Source organism: Blastococcus sp. VKM Ac-2987 (assembly GCF_026967805.1).
Taxonomy (GTDB): Bacteria; Actinomycetota; Actinomycetes; order Mycobacteriales; family Geodermatophilaceae; genus Blastococcus.
In genome coordinates this window covers 282,502-299,838 of record NZ_JAPVBG010000002.1, presented here as the reverse complement: position 1 = coordinate 299,838, position 17,337 = coordinate 282,502, and the positions used below count along the sequence as shown (strand labels likewise).

Here is a 17,337-nt window from a genome sequence, read left to right as displayed (position 1 = left end):
CCATGGGAGGACACAGATGTCTGCAGCAGCCGGCCGCACCGGGGCGGATCGCCCGGGGATGACCTGGCCGCAGATGGCGGCGCTGGCCATCGGCGTCATCTACCTGCTCGTCGGGATCGTCGGGTTCTTCATCACCGGGTTCGACAACTTCTTCGCGCACGACTCCGGCGAGACGATCGTCGGCTTCGAGATCAACCCGTTCCACAACGTCGTCCACATCCTGATCGGTGCGGCGGGCATCGCCCTGTCCCGCACGCTGGGCGGTGCCCGCACGTACGGGTGGCTGCTGGCGATCGGGTACGGCGCCACGTTCGTCTACGGCCTGTTCGCCGTCGACGCCGAGTGGGACTTCCTGAGCATCAACTGGGCCGACAACTGGCTGCACCTGGTCAGCGCCCTCGCCGGCCTGGTCATCGCCCTGGGCCCGGTCCGCAACGCCGTCGAGGGTCGCACCCGCGCCTGACCCCCGCACCGGCCGCTCGCCCGGCCTCCCGGTGGAGCCGGGTCGCGTCGTCCCACCGGACGGCGGGGCCCGGCTCCTCGCGCGCCGGGCCCCGTTCTGCCGGGGCCCGGGAGGACGCGGGACCCCCGGTGCGAGGGCCATCACGTCCGGCGCTACGTTGCGGGTCATGGACTTCGCTCTCTCGCCCAAGGCCGAGGACGTCTGCGCACGCGCGTGGGACTTCATGCGGGAGCACGTGTTCCCCGCCGAGCCCGTCTACGACGCCTGGCGCGCCGAGCGCGGCCACGACGACCACGAGCACCCGCCCGTGCTGGAGGAGCTCAAGGCCGAGGCGCGCAAGCGCGGCCTGTGGAACCTCTTCCACCACGAGGTCGGCGGGCTCTCCAACCTCGAGTACGCCTCCGTCGCCGAGATCACCGGCTGGTCGCCCGTCATCGCGCCGGAGTCGATGAACGTCGGCGCCCCGGACACCGGCAACATGGAGACGCTCATGCTCTTCGGCACGCCGGAGCACAAGGAGCGCTGGCTCAACCCGCTGCTGGAGGGCGAGATCCGCTCCGGCTTCGCGATGACCGAGCCCGACGTCGCGTCGTCGGACGCCCGCAACATCCAGACCTCGATCGTCCGCGACGGCGACGAGTACGTCATCAACGGCCGCAAGTGGTGGACCTCCGGCGCCGCCGACCCGCGCTGCCAGATCTTCATCGTCATGGGCAAGACCGACCCCGACGGCCCGCCGCACCGGCAGCAGTCGATGGTGCTCGTCCCCCGCGACACCCCGGGGCTGGAGATCATCCGGCACCTGCCGGTCTTCGGGTACCAGGACCAGCACGGCCACTCCGAGCTGCGCTTCACCGACGTCCGCGTGCCGGTCAGCAACATCCTCTCCGGCGAGGGTGACGGCTTCATGATCGCCCAGGCCCGGCTCGGCCCCGGCCGCATCCACCACTGCATGCGCGCCATCGGCATGGCCGAGCGCGCGCTGGCGCTGATGGTCGAGCGCAGCAAGAACCGCGTCGCCTTCGGCCGCCCGCTGGCCGAGCAGGGCACCGTGCGGGAGGCCATCGCGCTGTCCCGGATCGAGATCGACCAGGCGCGTCTCTACGTGCTGAAGACCGCCGACCTGATCGACAAGTACGGCGCCAAGGGCGCGCGCACCGAGATCTCGGCGATCAAGGTCGCCGCCCCGAAGGTGGCCCTGGACGTCATCGACCGCGCCATCCAGGTCCACGGCGGCGCCGGCGTCAGCAACGACACGGTGCTGGCCCGGTTCTACGCCAGCGCCCGCACGCTGCGCATCGTCGACGGCCCGGACGCGGTGCACATCCGCGGCGTGGCCAAGGAGGAGCTGGCGCGGGAGCGCCCCTTCGCCGGCTGATCGAGGCCCGCACGACCGGTGGCCCGGAACCGCTCGCGGTTCCGGGCCACCGGCGTCTGCCGGCTCAGGGGCTGAGCGTGGTCCCGAACGAGCCGCCCGCGAGCTTGGCCATGAGCTGGGTGCGGTCCAGCCCCATCTCCGCCAGGGCGTCGCCGTCCCGATCGGTGTCCACCTGGTCGCCGAAGCGCCCGTCCACCCGGTCGGCGGTGTCGTTGTCGCCCTCGGTGCGCAGCATCCGCACGAGCTCCTGCTTGTCCAGCTTCACCGGTTCCTCCGTCCACCGCCCGTCGGGCGTCGTGGCGAGTGTGGTGCGCGTCACGTCAGGTCGCAACGGCGGTGCCCCGGGCGCTCAGCCCCGGCCGGCGCGCCGGACCAGGAGGGCGCCGACGACCGCCAGGACGACGGCGACGGCCAGCTGGCCGATCCCCACCCCCGCCTGGTCGCTGGCGAACCAGGTCGGGGACGACACGAGGAGCACGAAGGCGATCCCGAGGACGAGGAGTCCGACCAGGCGCTCACGGCGGGCGGTGCGGGAGACGGGCGTGCCGGGGGACGGGTCGGTCATGCCCCCCACCCTGCCAAACCTGGCCGGCGGCTCCCGGACGGCAGGCCCGGTCGAGGCCGGCCGCTGGTGGAGGGGTAACGGCCGGCCGGACGGGGCACACCCGTACGAGCACGTCCGCAGGCTCGGTCGGCGTAGGTCGCGACGGAGCAGGTCGCATCGACCCGGAGGTCCCCCATGACCCAGACGTCCCCGCAGGCAGCCGTCCTCACCGAGCTCGAGCCGGTGGTCGCGGAGAACCTCGACCGGCACATCCGGATGGCGAAGGAATGGCATCCGCACGACTACGTCCCGTGGGACGAGGGGCGGAACTTCGCCTTCCTCGGCGGCGAGGACTGGTCGCCGGAGCAGTCCCGGCTGGACGCGACGGCGAAGGCCGCGATGTTCGTCAACCTGCTGACCGAGGACAACCTGCCCAGCTACCACCGCGAGATCGCCACCCGCTTCGGCCGGGACGGGGCGTGGGGCCAGTGGGTGGGCCGCTGGACGGCGGAGGAGGGGCGGCACGGCGTCGCGCTGCGGGACTACCTCGTCGTCACCCGGGGCGTGGACCCGGTCGAGCTGGAGCGCGCCCGGATGGACTACATGACCACCGGCTACGACTCCGGCGACAAGACCCCGCTCGAGGCGGTCGCCTACGTCTCGTTCCAGGAGCTGGCCACCCGCGTCTCGCACCGCAACACCGGGAAGGCCACCGGCGACCCGATCGCGGACAAGCTGCTGGCCCGCATCGCCACCGACGAGAACCTGCACATGATCTTCTACCGGAACCTGATCACCGCGGCGTTCGACATCGACCCCGACGAGACGATGAAGGCGGTGGCCACCGAGGTCATGAACTTCGAGATGCCCGGCGCGAACATGGCGAACTTCCGGAAGAACTCCACGATCATCGCCAAGGCCGGCATCTACGACCTGCGCCTGCACCACGACGAGGTGGTCAGCCCCATCCTGCGCACCTGGAAGGTCTTCGACCGCAGCGACCTCGGCCCCGAGGGCGAACAGGCCCGCGAGCGGCTGGCCGAGTTCCTCACCGGCCTGGACGCCCAGGCCACCAAGTTCGTGGAGAGCCGCGAGCGGCTGCGGGCCCGGATGACGGCCAGGGGCGAGGTCCCCGTCCAGGTCTGACGGAGTTCTCGGCCCCGCTACCGGCAGCCGGTCCGCGCGGTGCTCAGAGCGGGCAGGCCATGACGATCTCGTCGCGGTCGTCGCCGGGGGCGACGCGGATGGCGCCGGGCAGCCGGCCGACCTCCGCGTACCCCAGGCCGCGGTAGAAGCCGTCCAGGCCCGTGCCGCCGCGGGCGGTCAGGTGGAGGAACTCCCACTCCCGCTCGCGGGCGATCCGGTGCACCCCGGCCATCAGCACCCGTCCGAGCCCCTGCCCCTGGCGGGAGGGGTGCACCTGCACCCGCAGGACGGTGCCCCAGTGGCGGCGCAGCGGGCTCAGCGACCCGACGACGCTGGCGAACCCGGCCGTCTCGCCGTCCACGACGAGCAGGGCGAGCACGTCCCGGCCGGAGTGGACGCCCTCCAGCAGCTTGTCGAGCAGCGGGACGACGTCCTCGGGCGTCACCGGGGGGACGAACCCGACGGCGCCGCCGGCGTTCGTGACGTCGGTCCAGCAGGCCAGGAGCTCCTGGCGCAGGACGTCGTCGACCTCGGGCACGGCACGGACCTCGGCGCTCACGGCGTCCATCCTCCCGCGAGCCCCTGCGCTCCCGCGCACGACCTCCTCCCGCCTCCGACGCACCGCGACTGCGGTCCGGTCAGCCGGCCTCCCGGTCGGCCTCCCGGTCGGCCTGCCGGTCGGCCGCCCGGCGCGCCCGCTCCGCCGGCCAGCGGGCCACGGCGTCGGCCAGCTCGGCGTGCAGGAAGGCCATGAAGTCGCGGGTCTCGGCCAGGCGGCGCCCGCCGGGCCGGTCGACGCCCAGCCCCTCGACCCCCGCCGCCACGGCGTCCTCGAACCGCTGCAGCGCCGCCAGCTCGGAGGCCATGAAGCGGGACCACAGGTCGGTGTCGTCGAGGACGTAGAGGTCGCTGCGCGTACCCGGCTCCCGTTCCCGCACCAGGAGACCCACCTGGACCAGCTGGCGCACGGCGCCGCTGATCGCGGCCGGGCTCACCTGGAGGCCGGCGGCGAGGTCGGTGGCGGTGTAGCGGTCGGCGTCGTCGGCCAGTGCGTAGGCCAGGACGCGGGCCGGCATCGGGGACATCCCGGACTCCCGCAGGACCAGGGCGAACCGCTCGACGAAGCGCAGGAGGGCGGCTCGCTGGATCTCCTCGCCGTCCACGGTGGTCACCCCGCCACGGTACCCGAACGTCGCGTGCGTGAGAACCTTCACAACGTTGTGAAACCTGTGTAGGTTCCCGTCCCGTGACCACAGCCATCTCCGTGTCCGGCCTGGTGAAGACCTTCGGCGCCACCCGCGCCCTCGACGGCCTCGACCTCGAGGTCGCCTCGGGCGAGGTGCACGGCTTCCTCGGCCCGAACGGCTCCGGGAAGTCCACCACCATCCGCGTGCTGCTGGGCCTGCTGCGCCCCGACGGCGGCCGGACCGAACTGCTCGGCGGTGATCCCTGGCGCGACGCCGTCGCGCTGCACCGCCGCCTCGCCTACGTGCCGGGCGACGTCACCCTCTGGCCGAGCATCAGCGGCGGCGAGGCGATCGACCTGATCGGCGCGCTGCGCGGCGGGCTCGACCCGCGCCGGCGTGCGGAGCTGCTGGAGCGCTTCGACCTCGACCCGCGGAAGAAGGCGCGCACCTACTCGAAGGGCAACCGGCAGAAGGTCGCGCTCGTAGCGGCGCTCGCCTCGGACGCGGAGCTGCTCGTCCTCGACGAGCCGACCTCGGGCCTGGACCCGCTCATGGAGGCGGTGTTCCAGGAGTGCATCCGCGAACTGCGTGCCGAGGGCCGCACGGTGCTGCTGTCCAGCCACATCCTCGCCGAGGCCGAGGCCCTCTGCGACCGGGTGAGCATCATCCGGCTCGGCCGCACGGTGCAGAGCGGCACGCTGACCGAGCTGCGGCACCTCACCCGGATGTCCATGGTCGTGGAGACCGAGCGGCCCGCCGACGGCCTGGACTCCCTCCCCGGGGTGCACGACCTGCGCCGCGAGGACGGCCGGGTGCACTTCGACGCCGACACCGACGCGCTGGACGACGTCCTCCGGCACCTCACCCCGCTGGGCGTGCGCGGGCTGACCAGCACCCCGCCCACGCTGGAGGAGCTGTTCCTGCGCCACTACGGCGACGAGCTCGCCGCCGACGGCGTGCCGGTGGCGCAGGGAGCGGGGCGATCATGAGCACCGGGTCGGGCACGCTCGCCGGCACCGGCGCGCTGTTCCGCTTCGCGCTCCGCCGGGACCGGCTGCGCCTGCCGGTCTGGATCGCCGCCGGCACCTTCATGGTCGTCACGCAGTCGGTCACCAGCCAGGCGTTCTACGAGACCCCCGCGGACCTCGCCGCCTACCGGGCGTCGGTGGGCAGCAACGCGGCGACGATCGCGCTGGCCGGACCCCCGGTCGGGCTGGACACCGTCGCCGGCGCGGTGGCCTTCGAGATCTCCGCGACCGTCATGCTGATCGCCGCGCTCATGGCGATGTTCACCGTTACCCGGCACACCCGGGCCGACGAGGAGGCTGGGCGTACGGAGCTGCTGCGGTCGGCCCGCGTCGGCCGGCACGCACCGCTGCTGGCCGCCGTGCTGCTCTCCTCGCTGGCCTGCGGCGTGCTGGCGCTGTCCATCGGCGCGGCGACGACGGCGTCCGGGCTGCCGGCGGCCGGCTCCTTCGTGCTGGGCGCCGCGGTGGGCGCGTGCGGCCTGGTCTTCACCGGGATCACCGCCGTCGCCGCCCAGGTGACCGGCCACACCCGCGCCGTCTACGGCCTGGTCGGCGGGCTGTTCGCGGTCGCGTTCGTGCTGCGCGCGATCGGTGACATCGAGGGCAACTGGGTGGTGTGGACCTCACCGATCGGGTGGGCGCAGGCCTCGCACCCGTTCTCCGACGACGCCGTCGTCCCGCTGCTGCTGTGCCTGGTCGTGGCCGCCGGTCTCGTCGTCGGCGGCTTCGCCCTGCTCGACCGGCGCGACCTGGGGTCCGGGCTCACCCAGCCGCGCCCCGGCCGGCCTGCCGCACGGCCGGCGCTGCTCTCCCCGCTCGGCCTGGCGGTCCGGCTGCACCGCGGCGCACTGCTGGCCTGGACGGTCGGGCTGGCGCTGCTGGGCGTGGTCTACGGCGCCCTCGCGGAGTCGGTCGAGACGCTGATCGGGGAGAACGAGCAGGCGCTGGCCATGTTCGGCGACCCGGACGTCGACCAGCTCGTCGACGCCTACCTCGGCACCACGTTCGCCATCACGGCGCTGCTCGCCTCGGCGTACGCGGTCTCCGCGGTCCTGCGGGCCCGCAGCGAGGAGTCGGGGGACCGGGCCGAGGTGCTGCTGGCGACGGCGACGAGCCGGGCGGCCTGGCTGGGCAGCCACGTGCTGGTCGCCCTGCTGGGATCGGCGCTGGCCATGACCGCAGCCGGGACCACCACCGGGCTGGTGCGCGTGGCGCAGACCGGGGAGGGCGCGGCGCTGGGCCGGATGATCGGGGCCGCGGTGTCCTACGTCCCCGCCATCTGGGTCGTGGCCGGCGTCGCCGTCGCGCTGTTCGGGCTGCTCCCCCGCCTGGCGACGACGGTGGCGTGGACGGCGGTCGGCCTCTTCCTGCTGATCACCATGTTCGCCGAGTCGTTCGACTGGCCGGGCTGGGTGCGCGACCTGTCCCCCATCACCTGGATCCCCACCCTGCCGCTCGAGGCGTGGACCCTCGCCCCCCTGGTCGGACTGGCCGCCGTGGCCGCCGCCCTGCTCACGGCCGGCTTCACCGGCTTCCGGCGGCGCGACATCACCCTGTGATCCCGCGCGAGGTCACTTGTCAGGCAAGTATCCGCTTGCCTATGCTGCCGGGGTGGGCGATGTGTTCAAGGCCCTCGCGGACCCCACCCGGCGCGCCATCCTCGACGTGCTCCAGGAGCGGGACGGGCAGACGCTGTTCGAGCTGATCACCCGGCTGGTCACCCGGCACGGGGTCAGCTCCTCGCGCCAGGCCGTCTCCCAGCACCTGGACGTGCTCGAGGCCGCGGGCCTGGTGCGCACCCGCCGCGAGGGGCGCTACAAGTTCCACCACCTGGACACCTCCCCGCTGCGCGCCGTCACCGAGCGGTGGCGGATCGACCCCTGAGGAGGGCACCGTGCGGATCACCCTGACCAGCGTGTTCGTCGACGACCAGGAGAAGGCGCTGCGCTTCTACACCGACGTCCTCGGCTTCACGAAGAAGAACGACATCCCGCTCGGAGAGCACCGGTGGCTCACCGTCGTCTCGCCCGAGCAGCCCGACGGCGTGGAGCTGGTCCTCGAGCCGGACGGGCACCCGGTGGCGAAGGCGTACAAGGCGGGCCTGGTCGGCGACGGCATCCCGTACAACTCGTTCACGGTGGCCGACGTGCAGGCCGAGTACGACCGGCTGACCGCCCTGGGGGTCACCTTCACCCAGCCGCCGACGGTGATGGGGCCGGTGACCACCGCCGTGCTCGACGACACCTGCGGCAACCTGCTGCAGATCGCCGCCATGAACTGATCGCTCAGTCCTGACGGGTCGGCGGCTCGCCCGCCGCGCGGGCCTCCGCGGCCTGGACCGGGTCGAAGGCGCAGGCGTCGGCGACGTCGGCGACCGGGCTGCCCTCCGCCTCGGGTGCGGGGTCGGGCTCGGAGCCGTCCGCGGGCGCCGGCGGCGGCGGCGCGGGTGGCGCGGCCGGCGGGGGATCGATCGCCTCGTCGACCAGCTGCCGGATGCGGTCGTAGTCGGGGTAGGCCGGGTCGATCACCGACGGGTCGAGGACGACGCTGCGGATCTCGGCGTCCTTCACGCGGAACGCCAGGTCGACGAAGTCGTCCAGCCGCGACCGCGGGATGTCCGTGCTGACGATGTCCTCGGTCGTCGCGGCCAGCCGCTGGTAGCGCTGCAGCAGCGTTCCCGGGTCGGCGGCGTCGACGATCGCGGAGATCGTGCACCGCTGCCGCTCCATCCGGTCGTAGTCGGTGAGCCCGAACCGCCCGCGGGCGAACTGCAGGGCGGTGAAGCCGTCCATCTGCTTGTCCGGGCCGGGCTCGATGTAGTCGTCGGGCAGCTTCCCGGTGCCCGGGTCGCCGTTGATCGGCACGTAGTAGTTGACGTTCACGGTGATCCCGCCGAGCGCGTCGACCAGCCGGCTGAACCCCTCGAGGTTGACCAGCACGAAGTAGTCGATCCGCAGGCCCAGGGCCTCGCCGACGCCGAGCTTCAGGAAGTCCGCCCCCGGGTCGTCGGTGGGGCCCAGGGCGTCGGGGTACCAGGCCGGGCCGTTGCGGTAGACGGCGTTGAGCAGGCTCTCGCTCTCGCTGCCGGCGTCGAAGCCGTCGGGGTAGACCTCGCCGAGCGGGCTGTCCTCCGGGAAGGGCAGGTCCTGCAGGTTGCGGGGCAGGCTGACGAGCACCGTCTCGCCGGTCCCGGTGTCGACGCTGGCCACGATGACCGTGTCGGTGCGCACGCCCTCCCGGCCCTCTCCGCCGTCTCCGCCCAGCAGCAGCACGTTCACCCGCTCGCGGCCGCCGAAGAGCTCGACGTCCTCCTCCGGGCCCTCGGTGACGGTCGCCGACTGCCGGCCGTCGTCGAACACACCGGCGATGAGGTCCCGCGAGGTCGCCGCCAGCTGCCCGGCGAACAACGCCGGAGCGGCGATCGCGGCCACCAGGACGGCCACGACGAGGCCCCCGGCGACGCGCCGCCCGCGGGACGTGCGGGGCGGGACGAGCATCCGGTAGCCGGCGACGACGACGGCGATCCACAGGACCGCCAGCACACCGACGCCGACCGTCGCCCAGAGCAGGACGTCGGTGTCGACCAGGGTGCGGGCGGCGAACCGCTGCCCTCCGGTGGCCAGCCAGATGCCGGCGGCTGCCAGCAGCAGGAAGACCGTCAGGACGACGGCGCCGAGCCGACGGCGGCCGGCCGCGAGGAAGCCGGTGCCGGGCACCAGTGCGCCCAGGACGGTCCAGCCCAGCGCGGCACCGAAGCTGCGCCGGCCCCGCGGGTGCTCCTCGCCCGCCGTCGCACCGTCCCCCTCGCGAGCAGGCGGCATCGCCCCGGCGGTCATGCCGCCTCTCCCCCGCTCGACCTGCTCACCCGACCATGATCGCACCGTTCGCCCAGGTGGGGGGCCTCCTCGACCACCCACCGCCCGGAACCGCCCGACCCGGCGACGCGGCGGGCCCGCCGCCGGCGTCGGGAGCCCTCCGTAAGCTCCGCACCGTGCGCCTGGCCACCTGGAACGTGAACTCGATCCGCACCCGCGCCGACCGCGTGGCGGCCTTCCTGGAGCGGCACGACGTCGACGTCCTGGCGATGCAGGAGACCAAGTGCCGGGACGAGCAGTTCCCGGAGATGGTCTTCAGCGCCGCGGGCTACGAGGTCGCGCACGTGGGCCACTCGCAGTGGAACGGCGTCGCGATCCTCTCCCGCGTCGGCCTGGCGGACGTGACCGCCGGCTTCCCCGGCATGCCGCCCTGGTCGTCGAAGGAGGGCCAGGACCCGGCACCCGAGGCCCGCGCGCTGGGCGCGACCTGCGCGGGAGTGCGGATCTGGAGCCTGTACGTGCCGAACGGCCGCACCCTGGCCGATCCGCACTACACCTACAAGCTGGAGTGGCTGGCCGCGCTGCGCGACACCGCGGCGGGCTGGCTGGCCGACGACCCGAGCACGCCGGTGGCCCTGGTCGGCGACTGGAACATCGCCCCGCAGGACGACGACGTCTGGGACATGTCGGTGTTCAGCACCTCGACCCACGTCTCGGCGCCGGAGCGGGCCGCGTTCCGGGCGGTCGTCGACGCCGGCTACGCCGACGTGGTGCGCCCGCACGCGCCGGGCCCCGGCGTCTACACGTACTGGGACTACACGCAGCTGCGCTTCCCCCGCCGCGAGGGCATGCGGATCGACTTCGTGCTGGGGTCGCCCGCGCTGGCCGACCGGGTCACCGGCGCCTTCATCGACCGCGAGGAGCGCAAGGGCAAGGGCGCCAGCGACCACGCGCCGGTCGTGGTCGACCTGCAGTAGGGGGCACGTAGCCTGGCGTCCCGTGCTCGTCCTGCTCCCCCCGTCGGAGACCAAGGCCCCCGGGGGCGACGGCCCCCCGCTCGACCTCGGCTCGCTCGTCGCCCCCGAGCTCACGCCGGTGCGCACGGAGCTCGCCGAGGCGCTGGGGAAGCTCGCCGCCGACGTCCCGGCGTCGCGTGCGGCCCTCGGCCTCTCGGCGAAGCAGGACGACGAGATCGCCCGCAACGCGGCGCTGTCCACCTCCGGCACCCTGCCCGCGCTGCACCGCTACACCGGCGTGCTCTACGACGCGCTCGACGTCGCCTCGCTGACGCGGGCCCAGCGGGCCCGGGCCGATCGGCGGCTGGCCGTGGGCTCCGCCCTCTTCGGTCTCGTGGCCGCCGGCGACCGGATCCCGGGCTACCGGCTCTCGGCCGGCTCGGTCCTGCCGGGCCTGCCGACGCTGCGGTCGCTGTGGCGGCCGGCGCTCGGCCCGGTCCTCGCCGGCACGGAAGGGCTGGTCGTCGACCTGCGCAGCGGCTCGTACGCCGCGCTCGCCCCGGTCACCGGCGCGGTCACCGTCGCCGTGCTCAGCGAGCGGCCCGACGGGAGCCGTGCCGTCGTCAGCCACTCGAACAAGGCGCACAAGGGGCGGCTCGCCCGCCTGCTGGCCACCACGACGGCGGAACCGGACGACGTCGTCGGGCTCCGGAGGCTGCTCCGCCGCGCGGGGTTGCACGTGGAACATGACGGCGGCACGGCGCTCACCCTGGTCGTCCCCGCCGGCTGAGGCCGATCACTCACCGTTCGACCGGAACGGTTGGTTGCACGCAACCGTCCCGCCATGACATAACTAGACGGAGCGCGCGGCTCGAACAGACGCGGCCCGCTGTTCCCAGCATCCGGCGACCGCCGGGGTGGAAGGGCATCGGTGGACGGATCCGACCGCACGGCAGGCGCGGAGCGCGGCCTCGGCGACCGCGCCGCGGACCGGCTCCGCGGCGACCGCAGCCGGGTCGACGCCGCCGAGCGGCTGCTCCCCTCCGCCGACGGGCCGGGGCTGGACCGGCTGGCCGAGCTCGCGGCACGGCTCCTGGGCACCTCCAGCAGCCAGGTGTCGCTGCTGGGCGACGTCCAGCTGATCGCCGCCGGGACCGGCGGGGTCGACGTCGGCAGCACCGGCCCGCTCCAGGAGTCGTTGTGCACCGTCACCGCGGCCCTGCCCCCGGGCGAGGCCCTCGTCGTCACCGACGCCCGCTCCGACGACCGGGTCAGCGGGCTGCCCCCGGTGCGCGCCGGCACCGTCGGCTCCTACCTCGGCGTCGCGCTCACCGACGCGGCGGGCTGCCCTGTCGGGGCCCTCTGCGTCTTCGACCCTGAGCCCCGGCCGTGGGCGCCGTCGGAGATCGCCACGCTGCGCCAGCTCGCCTCCTCGGTGATGACCGAGCTGGAGCTCTCCAGCCTCCTGCGCCGGTACGAGAACGACCGGCTCCGCTGGGAGCTGGCGACCGAGGCCGGCGGCGTGGGCACCTGGGACTGGGACCTCGCGACCGGCCGGCTGACGTGGGACGAGCAGCTCGTCGTCATGTTCGGCTACGACGTCGACGACTTCGACCAGACGATCGAGGCGTTCAACGACCGGCTGCACCCCGACGACCGCGCGTCGGTGGGCGAGGCGCTCGAGCAGGCGATCGAGACCTGCGGCCGGTACGACGCCACCTACCGGGTGGTCCGGCCCGACGGCGAGACCCGGTGGGTGCACGCCCGTGGCCGGGCGGTGGCCGGCCGGCACGGCCGGGCGGTCCGGGCGCTCGGCGCCGCCTACGACATCACCGGCGAGCGGGAGGCCGCGACGCTGGTCACCCGCACGCTCGAAGCCATGCCGGCCGGCTTCTACAGCCTGGACCGCGAGTGGCGCTTCACCCACGTCAACGCCGAGGCCGAGCGGCTGCTGCAGGCGACCCGCGAGGAGCTGCTGGGCCGGGAGCTCTGGGAGGCCTTCCCCGATGCGCGGGGCAGCGTCTTCGAGAACCGGTACCGCGAGGCGGTGGTCACCGGGCAGCCGATCTCCTTCGACGCGTACTACCCGCCGCCGCTGGACGGCTGGTACGAGCTGCGGGCCTGGCCGAGCCCCGACGGGCTGTCGGTGTACTTCCTGGAGGTCACCGAGCGGCGGCATGCCCAGGAGCAGGCCGATCGCGCGGCCCAGCGGCTGTCGCTGCTGGCCAACGTCAGCGCCGACCTCGCCGGGGCGCTGGACCAGCAGGCCGCGATGGCGCACCTCCCGGAACTCGTCGTCCCGGCGCTCGCCGACTTCTGCATCGTCACCGTGGTGGACCCCGACGGCCGCCCCCGCGACGTCGGCTGCTGGCACCGCGACCCGGTGATGCGCCCGCTGCTGGAGCGCTACACCGAGGTGCGGATGGACTCGATGCCGCCGGACTCGCCGGCCGCGTGCTCCCTGCGCACCGGGCGGCAGGGCCGGAGCGCCGGGAGCGACGTGCTGGCGCTGCTGGGGCCCGGCGCCGCGCGGGAGCTGCTCGAGCAGCTCGCCCCCCGGGAGGCGGTCGTCCTGCCCATGCGCGGCCGCCAGCGCACCCTGGGCCTGCTGACCCTCTACTACGCCGAGAACACCCCGTTCCGGGCGGAGAACGTGGCGACCGCCCAGGAGGCCGCCGACCGGGCAGGTCTCGCGCTGGACAACGGGCGGCTCTACAGCGCCCAGCAGCAGCTCGCCGAGGGCCTGCAGCGCAGCCTGCTCACCGAGCCGCCGGAGCCCGACCACGCCGAGATCGCGGTGCGGTACCTGCCCGCCGCCGAGGCCGCGCGGGTGGGCGGCGACTGGTACGACGCCTTCCTGCAGCCCGGGGGCGCCACGATGCTGGTCATCGGCGACGTCGTCGGGCACGACACCGAGGCCGCGGCGGCGATGGGCCAGCTGCGCGGGCTGCTGCGCGGGGTCGCCACCTACAGCGACGCCGGGCCCCGGGAGGTCCTGCGCGGGCTCGACGCCTCGATGACGACGCTGCAGATCCCGACCCTGGCCACCGCCGCCGTGGCCCGGCTCGAGCAGACGCCCGGGGAGGTGGACCAGGGGGTCACGCGCATGCGCTGGGCCAACGCCGGCCACCTGCCCCCGCTGGTGATCACCGAGGACGGGAAGATCGCGGAGCTCGGCGAGTGGACCGGCGACCTGCTGCTCGGCGTCGATCCGGGGGTGCAGCGGCGCGAGACCGTCGTGACCCTGAACCGGGGCTCGACGGTGCTGCTCTACACCGACGGGCTCGTCGAGCGCCGCGACTCCGACCTCGACGCCGGCATCCTGCGGCTGCGCGAGGCGCTGGTCGAGCTGGCCGACCTCCCGCTCCAGGCCCTGCTGGACGAGCTGCTGGAGCGGCTGGTCCACGGCCGCCCCGAGGACGACGTCGCGCTCGTCGCCGTCCGGCTGCACCCGCAGGACCGGCCGCGGCCGCCGGAGGCCGGACCGACCAGGGTCCCGCCCACCGTGCCGCCGGACCCGCTCACCAGCTGACCGCCGTCCCCCGCCAGGCATAGGAGGCTTTGCCTGCAGATCGGGGGCGGATCCACGGGCATAGCTTCCTATGCCTGGGGGGACTCGGTCAGGCGCGGTCCCGCCGCACCTGCGCCTTGCGGCCCTTGATCATGGTGGCCCGAAGCGCCTGCACGACCTCGTCGGCCGCGGACTCCGGCACCTCCACCAGCGCGAACCGCTGGTGGATCTCGATCGAGCCGACGTCGCGGCCGGTCAGCCCGGTCTCGCCGGTGATGGCGCCGACCAGGTCCCCGGGGCGGATGCCGGCGTCCCGGCCGACGCCGACGAAGAGGCGGGTGGCGGGACCGCCGGCGGACCGCCCCCGGGCCGGCGGCTTCCGGTCTCCGCCCCGGCCGGCGGGTGCCCGGCCGCCGTCCCGCTCGGGCCGGAAGGAGACCTGCGGGATCTCCTCGTCGTCGTCGACCGGCCCCGCCGCCTCGTGCGCCAGCTTGACCGCCGCCAGCGCGACCTCCATCAGGTCGAACTCGTCGGCCAGGGTCTCGACGACCACGCGGAAGCGGTCCAGGTCGTCGGTGAGCAGGCTCTCCCGGAGCGCGCCGCGGGTGAGGTCCAGCCGGCGGGCGCGCAGATCGGCGACCGTGGGCACCTTCTCCACGGTGATCGGCGCGCCGGCGACCCGCTCGATGGTCTTGAGCATCCGGTGCTCCCGCGGCTCGGCGAGGGTGATCGCCACGCCCTCGCGTCCGGCGCGCCCGACCCGGCCGATGCGGTGCACGTAGGACTCCGGCGCCGACGGGACGTCGTAGTTCACGACGTGGGTGAGCTGCTCGATGTCGAGCCCGCGGGCGGCGACGTCGGTGGCCACCAGCAGGTCCGCCGTCCCGCCGCGCAGCCGGCCCATCACGCGGTCGCGCTGCTCCTGGCTCATGCCGCCGTGCAGCGCCTCCGCCCGGTACCCGCGGCCGTTGAGGGTCTCGGTGAGGGAGTCGACCTCCTCGCGGGTGCGGCAGAAGACGATCGCCGCGGTCGGGGCCTCGACGTCCAGGATGCGGCCCAGCGCGGCCGGCTTGGCGCCGCGCGGCACCACGTAGGCGGTCTGCCGGACCCGCGGCGCCTCACCGGCGGCCGCCTGCTCCTTGGCGATGGTGATGCGCACCGGGTCGGCGAGGTGCCGGCGGGCCAGCGCGTCGAGCCGGCGCGGCATCGTGGCGGAGAACAGCACGGTCTGCCGCTGCTCGGGGGTCGCGTCGAGGATCGCCTCGAGGTCCTCGGCGAAGCCCATGTCGAGCATCTCGTCGGCCTCGTCGAGCACCACGGTGGCGATCCCGCCCAGGTGCAGCGCCCCGCGGTTGAGCAGGTCGAGGGCGCGGCCGGGTGTCGCGACGACGACGTCCACGCCCGACTCCAGCGAGCGCAGCTGCCGCACGATCGGCGCGCCGCCGTAGACGGGCAGCACGCGGGCGCCGAGGTCGCGGCCGTAGCGGTGCAGCGCCTCCGACACCTGGACGGCGAGCTCGCGGGTGGGCACCAGCACCAGGGCGACCGGGGCGCGGTCGGTGCGGTGGGCGGCCAGCCGCTGCAGCACCGGCAGGGAGAAGGCAGCGGTCTTGCCGGTGCCGGTCGCGGCCTGGCCGAGCAGGTCGCGACCCTCGGCCAGCGGCGGGATCGCCTCCTGCTGGATCGGCGTGGGCTCCTCGTAGCCGAGTGCGGTGAGGGCCTTGAGCAGCTCCGGGCGCAGCCCGAGGTCCTCGAAGGTGGCGTCGCCGCCGTCGGTGGCTCGTTCGTCGGTCATCACCGCACATCGTTCCCCCGACGCCGCGAGCACGCGCACCCGGGCTTCTGGCAGGCTGCCGGGGTGACCGCCGACGACGACCTCTGCACCCGCCCCGCGACGGAGCTGGCCGCGCTGCTGCGCGCCGGCCAGGTGTCCGCGCGGGAGCTGCTCGACGCCCACCTGGCGCGGATCGAGCGGCTGGACCCGCAGGTCAACGCGATCGTGACACTGGACGCCGAGGGCGCCCGGGCCGCCGCCGACGCCGCCGACGCCGCGCAGGCGGCCGGGGAGCCGCTGGGCCCGCTGCACGGCCTGCCCGTGGCGCACAAGGACACCCACGCCACCGGCGGGATGCGGACGACGTGGGGCTCACCCCTGCACCGCGACACCGTGCCGGCGGACGACGAGCTGGTGGTGGCCCGGCTGAAGGCGGCCGGCGCGATCCGGATCGGCAAGACCAACGTGCCGGAGTTCGCGGCCGGCTCGCACACCTTCAACCCGGTGTTCGGGGCGACGCACAACCCCTACCGGCACGGCCTGTCGGCCGGGGGGTCGTCCGGCGGGGCCGCCGCAGCCCTGGCGGCCGGCTTCGTCCCGCTGGCCGAGGGCAGCGACATGGGCGGTTCGCTGCGCAACCCGGCGGGCTTCTGCAACGTCGTCGGGCTGCGCCCCACGCCGGGGCGGGTGCCCACGTGGCCGGCGCCGATGGGCTGGTCGACGCTCTCGGTGCAGGGCCCGATGGGCCGCACCGTCGGCGACGTGGCGCTGCAGCTGTCGGCGCTCGCCGGGCCCGACCCGCGGGTGCCCATCGCGCTGGACTCCGACCCGGCCGCGTTCCTGGCCCCACTCCCCGAGCGGCTGGACGGGCTGCGGGTGGCCTGGGCGCCGGACCTCGGCGGCCGGGTCGCGGTCGACCCGGCGGTCACCGCGGTGCTGACGGCGTCCCTGCCGGTGTTCGAGGAGCTCGGCGCGCGCGTCAGCGAGGACTGCCCGGACCTCTCCGGCGCCGACGACGTCTTCGGCACGCTGCGCGCCTGGCTGTTCGACGCCTCCTTCTCCGCGCTGATCGCCGAGCACCCGGACCAGGTGAAGGAGTCGATCCGCTGGAACGCGGCGATGGGGGCGGCCCTCAGCGGCCCGGACGTGGCCCGCGCCGAGCAGCAGCACACCGCGCTGCACCAGCGGGTGGTCGAGTTCTTCACCCGCTACGACGTGCTGCTCGCGCCGACGACCCAGGTGCTGCCCTTCCCGGTGGAGGTCGAGTACCCGACCGAGATCGGCGGGGTGCCGCAGGAGAACTACCTGGAGTGGATGCGCTCGTGCACGCTGCTCTCCCCCACCGGCTGCCCCGCGCTGTCGGTGCCCGGCGGGTTCACGCCGGACGGGCTGCCGGTCGGGCTGCAGGTGGTCGCGGCGCCGCGCATGGAGCGGCGGGTGCTCGAGGTGGGCCACGCCTTCGAGCAGGCCACCCGCTTCGGCGAGCGCCGGCCGGCCCTCTGACCCGTTCTACGCCTCTCTAGCTCCGCTGCTAG

Annotated in this window: 17 protein-coding genes; 11 read left to right on the top strand and 6 right to left on the bottom strand. The window is 74.4% G+C overall.

The window, feature by feature from the left end:
* Positions 1–16: 16 nt before the first annotated feature.
* Together O2W17_RS10250 and O2W17_RS10245 are read left to right on the top strand one after the other, a co-directional pair.
* A complete protein-coding gene (locus O2W17_RS10250) occupies positions 17–463 on the top strand; it encodes a DUF4383 domain-containing protein (protein WP_269192327.1) in 447 nt (148 codons plus the stop codon).
* 166 nt (positions 464–629) lie between these two features.
* Entirely contained in the window at positions 630–1,841 is a 1,212-nt protein-coding gene (locus tag O2W17_RS10245; protein ID WP_269192326.1) for an acyl-CoA dehydrogenase family protein, read from the top strand.
* Positions 1,842–1,905: 64 nt separating this feature from the next.
* Here the strand turns inward: O2W17_RS10245 and O2W17_RS10240 are convergent, their stop codons facing one another.
* Both O2W17_RS10240 and O2W17_RS10235 read right to left on the bottom strand, forming a co-directional pair.
* Positions 1,906–2,160: a hypothetical protein gene (locus O2W17_RS10240; protein ID WP_269192325.1), complete on the bottom strand. Its 255-nt coding sequence runs from the start codon at positions 2,158–2,160 to the stop codon at positions 1,906–1,908.
* Positions 2,161–2,190: 30 nt separating this feature from the next.
* Complete coding sequence (locus O2W17_RS10235) at positions 2,191–2,406, bottom strand: hypothetical protein (protein WP_269192324.1); 216 nt, start codon at positions 2,404–2,406, stop codon at positions 2,191–2,193.
* A 174-nt stretch (positions 2,407–2,580) separates the two neighbouring features.
* Here O2W17_RS10235 and O2W17_RS10230 point away from each other — a divergent pair, with 174 nt between their 5' ends.
* Complete coding sequence (locus tag O2W17_RS10230) at positions 2,581–3,531, top strand: acyl-ACP desaturase (protein WP_269192323.1); 951 nt, start codon at positions 2,581–2,583, stop codon at positions 3,529–3,531.
* 43 nt (positions 3,532–3,574) lie between these two features.
* On the opposite strand, the gene O2W17_RS10225 is transcribed toward O2W17_RS10230, so the two are convergent.
* Together O2W17_RS10225 and O2W17_RS10220 are read right to left on the bottom strand one after the other, a co-directional pair.
* Positions 3,575–4,099, bottom strand: coding sequence for a GNAT family N-acetyltransferase (locus tag O2W17_RS10225; protein WP_269192322.1), 525 nt, complete (start codon positions 4,097–4,099; stop codon positions 3,575–3,577).
* 70 nt (positions 4,100–4,169) lie between these two features.
* Positions 4,170–4,703 carry a GbsR/MarR family transcriptional regulator gene (locus tag O2W17_RS10220; protein ID WP_269192321.1) on the bottom strand — a complete coding sequence of 178 codons (534 nt, stop codon included), beginning with the start codon at positions 4,701–4,703 and terminating at the stop codon, positions 4,170–4,172.
* A gap of 74 nt (positions 4,704–4,777) precedes the next feature.
* Here O2W17_RS10220 and O2W17_RS10215 point away from each other — a divergent pair, with 74 nt between their 5' ends.
* From O2W17_RS10215 to O2W17_RS10200, 4 genes are read left to right on the top strand one after another with little or no spacing between them, the layout of a single operon-like run.
* Positions 4,778–5,707: an ABC transporter ATP-binding protein gene (locus O2W17_RS10215; protein ID WP_269192320.1), complete on the top strand. Its 930-nt coding sequence runs from the start codon at positions 4,778–4,780 to the stop codon at positions 5,705–5,707.
* Positions 5,704–7,305, top strand: a complete 1,602-nt coding sequence (locus O2W17_RS10210; RefSeq protein ID WP_269192319.1) for an ABC transporter permease — start codon at positions 5,704–5,706, stop codon at positions 7,303–7,305. The genes O2W17_RS10215 and O2W17_RS10210 overlap by 4 nt, the downstream gene beginning before the upstream one ends.
* Positions 7,306–7,357: 52 nt before the next feature.
* Entirely contained in the window at positions 7,358–7,630 is a 273-nt protein-coding gene (locus O2W17_RS10205; protein WP_269192318.1) for an ArsR/SmtB family transcription factor, read from the top strand.
* A gap of 10 nt (positions 7,631–7,640) precedes the next feature.
* Positions 7,641–8,027 carry a VOC family protein gene (locus tag O2W17_RS10200; protein ID WP_269192317.1) on the top strand — a complete coding sequence of 129 codons (387 nt, stop codon included), beginning with the start codon at positions 7,641–7,643 and terminating at the stop codon, positions 8,025–8,027.
* Between the two features lie 4 nt (positions 8,028–8,031).
* Here O2W17_RS10200 and O2W17_RS10195 read toward each other — a convergent pair whose 3' ends face one another.
* The gene (locus O2W17_RS10195; RefSeq protein WP_269192316.1) at positions 8,032–9,582 is read right to left on the bottom strand and encodes an LCP family glycopolymer transferase; all 1,551 of its coding nucleotides are present in this window, start codon (positions 9,580–9,582) and stop codon (positions 8,032–8,034) included.
* A gap of 155 nt (positions 9,583–9,737) precedes the next feature.
* On the opposite strand from O2W17_RS10195, the gene O2W17_RS10190 reads away from it, so the two are divergent.
* From O2W17_RS10190 to O2W17_RS10180, 3 genes are all read left to right on the top strand, one after another.
* Positions 9,738–10,538, top strand: coding sequence for an exodeoxyribonuclease III (locus O2W17_RS10190; protein ID WP_269192315.1), 801 nt, complete (start codon positions 9,738–9,740; stop codon positions 10,536–10,538).
* 22 nt (positions 10,539–10,560) lie between these two features.
* Positions 10,561–11,307 carry a peroxide stress protein YaaA gene (yaaA, locus tag O2W17_RS10185; protein WP_269192314.1) on the top strand — a complete coding sequence of 249 codons (747 nt, stop codon included), beginning with the start codon at positions 10,561–10,563 and terminating at the stop codon, positions 11,305–11,307.
* A gap of 141 nt (positions 11,308–11,448) precedes the next feature.
* The gene (locus O2W17_RS10180) at positions 11,449–14,049 is read left to right on the top strand and encodes a SpoIIE family protein phosphatase (protein WP_269192313.1); all 2,601 of its coding nucleotides are present in this window, start codon (positions 11,449–11,451) and stop codon (positions 14,047–14,049) included.
* 88 nt (positions 14,050–14,137) lie between these two features.
* Here the strand turns inward: O2W17_RS10180 and O2W17_RS10175 are convergent, their stop codons facing one another.
* The gene (locus O2W17_RS10175; RefSeq protein WP_269192312.1) at positions 14,138–15,823 is read right to left on the bottom strand and encodes a DEAD/DEAH box helicase; all 1,686 of its coding nucleotides are present in this window, start codon (positions 15,821–15,823) and stop codon (positions 14,138–14,140) included.
* Positions 15,824–15,886: 63 nt separating this feature from the next.
* On the opposite strand from O2W17_RS10175, the gene O2W17_RS10170 reads away from it, so the two are divergent.
* Complete coding sequence (locus tag O2W17_RS10170) at positions 15,887–17,305, top strand: amidase (protein WP_269192311.1); 1,419 nt, start codon at positions 15,887–15,889, stop codon at positions 17,303–17,305.
* Positions 17,306–17,337 lie beyond the last annotated feature (32 nt).

Excerpts from the sequence above, each read along its gene's own strand:
- O2W17_RS10230 (WP_269192323.1), top strand. The coding sequence starts at position 2,581 with ATGACCCAGACGTCCCCGCAGGCAGCCGTCCTCACCGAGCTCGAGCCG.
- O2W17_RS10250 (WP_269192327.1), top strand. The coding sequence starts at position 17 with ATGTCTGCAGCAGCCGGCCGCACCGGGGCGGATCGCCCGGGGATGACC.
- O2W17_RS10210 (WP_269192319.1), top strand. The coding sequence starts at position 5,704 with ATGAGCACCGGGTCGGGCACGCTCGCCGGCACCGGCGCGCTGTTCCGC.
- O2W17_RS10195 (WP_269192316.1), bottom strand. The coding sequence starts at position 9,582 with ATGACCGCCGGGGCGATGCCGCCTGCTCGCGAGGGGGACGGTGCGACG.
- O2W17_RS10245 (WP_269192326.1), top strand. The coding sequence starts at position 630 with ATGGACTTCGCTCTCTCGCCCAAGGCCGAGGACGTCTGCGCACGCGCG.
- O2W17_RS10175 (WP_269192312.1), bottom strand. The coding sequence starts at position 15,823 with ATGACCGACGAACGAGCCACCGACGGCGGCGACGCCACCTTCGAGGAC.
- O2W17_RS10235 (WP_269192324.1), bottom strand. The coding sequence starts at position 2,406 with ATGACCGACCCGTCCCCCGGCACGCCCGTCTCCCGCACCGCCCGCCGT.
- O2W17_RS10225 (WP_269192322.1), bottom strand. The coding sequence starts at position 4,099 with ATGGACGCCGTGAGCGCCGAGGTCCGTGCCGTGCCCGAGGTCGACGAC.